Below are 1,968 nucleotides of genomic sequence, written 5' to 3'. Positions count from 1 at the left end.
ACCATCATCTATACCATTACAGACGAAGCACCAGCGCTAGCAACCTATTCATTGCTGCCAATTATTCAGTCATTTACTGCGTCTTCTGGTATTAACGTTGAAACTCGCGACATTTCATTAGCAGGGCGTATTATTTCTAGCTTCCCTGAACATTTGAAAGAAGACCAACGCATTGGTGATGCTCTTGCTGAACTAGGTGAACTTGCTAAGACCCCAGAAGCAAACATCATTAAGCTTCCAAACATTTCAGCTTCAGTTCCTCAACTACAAGCGGCAATTAAAGAGCTTCAAGACAAAGGTTACGCTTTACCTAACTACCCTGAAGAAGCAAATGCTTACGAAGAGAAATCAATTAAAGCAACGTACGACAAAATTAAGGGTAGTGCAGTAAACCCAGTGTTACGTGAAGGTAACTCTGACCGTCGTGCGCCCCTTTCTGTTAAAAACTACGCAAAGAAAAACCCACATTCAATGGGTGCATGGGCTTCTGATTCAAAATCTCATGTATCAAGCATGGACGACAAAGACTTCTTCGGTAGTGAAAAATCGCTAACTGTTGAAGGTGCTAAAGAAGTGAGCATTGAGTTCACTGCTGCTGATGGTTCAACGAAAACACTTAAGCCAGCTTTCCCTCTTTTAGACAAAGAAATCATCGATACGTCGGTAATGAACAAAGCAGCGCTAGTTGCATTCTTTGAAAAAGAAATTGAATCAGCGAAAGAGCAAGGCGTGCTTTTATCTCTTCACATGAAAGCAACTATGATGAAGGTTTCTGACCCAGTAATCTTTGGTCATGCAGTTAAAGTTTATTATAAAGACGTTTTTGCTAAATACGGTGAATTGTTCGACGAGCTAGGTGTTGATGTAAATAACGGTATCGGTGATGTATACGCAAAAATTGCTTCTTTGCCACAAGCGAAAAAAGAAGAAATTGAAGCGGCACTTCAAGCTGTTTATGCAACTCAGCCACCGCTAGCTATGGTTGATTCAGATCGCGGTATCACTAACCTTCACGTACCAAGTGATATCATTGTTGATGCATCTATGCCTGCAATGCTTCGTTCTTCTGGTCAAATGTGGGGTCCAGATGGCAAGCAACAAGACACTAAAGCAATGATCCCAGATCGTAGCTACGCAAGCATCTATCAAGCGGTTATTGAGTTCTGTAAAGAAAATGGCGCATTTGATCCGACAACAATGGGTAGTGTTCCGAACGTTGGCCTAATGGCTCAGAAAGCAGAAGAATACGGTTCACATGACAAAACGTTTATCCTAGACACTGCTGGTAAAGTTCAAGTAGTTGATGCTTCTGGTGCAGTACTGCTAGAGCAAAGCGTGGAAGAAGGCGATATTTTCCGTATGTGTCAGGTGAAAGACGCACCAATCCAAGACTGGGTTAAGTTGGCCGTAACTCGTGCCCGTGCTTCGGATACTCCTGCGGTATTTTGGCTAGACAGCTCTCGTTCACACGACGCGCAATTGATTAAGAAAGTAGAAGCGTACCTACCAGAACATAATACCGATGGCTTAGAACTTAAGATCCTAGCACCGCTAGAAGCTACTAAGTTTTCACTAGACCGTATTAAAGAAGGTAAAGACACGATTTCTGTAACAGGTAACGTACTACGCGACTACCTAACTGACCTATTCCCAATTCTTGAGCTTGGCACTTCAGCTAAAATGCTATCAATCGTACCTCTTATGAACGGTGGTGGCTTATTTGAAACGGGCGCGGGTGGTTCTGCACCTAAGCACGTTCAACAAGTTGAAAAAGAAAATCACTTACGTTGGGACTCTTTAGGTGAATTCTTGGCTCTGGCTGCTTCTCTTGAGCATTTAAGCGTCGTTACTGGTAACGCTAAAGCGAAGGTGTTGGCTGACGCGCTAGACAAAGCGACAGGTGAGTTCCTAGACGAGAACAAATCACCTTCACGTAAAGTCGGTGAGTTAGATAACCGTGGTAGTCAC

General features: G+C 43.2%; 1 protein-coding gene. It reads left to right on the top strand.

Annotated features, from left to right (window positions below; translation table 11 throughout):
- On the top strand, positions 1–1,968 hold a 1,968-nt coding region (locus tag L4C33_RS21935; protein ID WP_428814501.1), incomplete at both ends, for an NADP-dependent isocitrate dehydrogenase.

Source organism: Vibrio makurazakiensis (assembly GCF_050337375.1).
GTDB classification, from domain to species: Bacteria; Pseudomonadota; Gammaproteobacteria; order Enterobacterales; family Vibrionaceae; genus Vibrio; species Vibrio makurazakiensis.
This window is presented reverse-complemented; position numbering and strand designations above follow the sequence as displayed.